A 300-nucleotide genomic window follows, 5' to 3' on the forward strand; every position below is an offset into this window, starting at 1 on the left:
CCATATAAACCCTTAGTGCTGCATTCCAAATTCCAAGCATCTTGAGCTTGCTTGTATAGGCGCTCACTGTATGCGGCGGCTCCATAGGCATTCTGTTGTGCTTGTATCTCTTGTCTTATGGATTCTGTTTTTATTAACTCACGATTATAAGTTGCAGACAGGGGCATTCCATACCTTTCAGGTAAATCTTGCTTTGCATACTGATCTTTTGAAGGATAACCGCCACCAATGTCTGTGTGACAGCCAGCAAATACTTCCTCATAAAAGTTAGAAGGTAGAATGCCATCGCTAGGTAGCAGT

General features: G+C 42.7%; 1 pseudogene. It reads right to left on the reverse strand.

What is annotated here, in order from left to right:
* Window positions 1-300: pseudogene (locus AACR11_RS20820) on the reverse strand (DUF2235 domain-containing protein); the annotation flags it as partial.

The organism is Vibrio sp. L85, assembly GCF_963871815.1.
In the GTDB taxonomy this organism is placed as follows: Bacteria; Pseudomonadota; Gammaproteobacteria; order Enterobacterales; family Vibrionaceae; genus Vibrio; species Vibrio harveyi.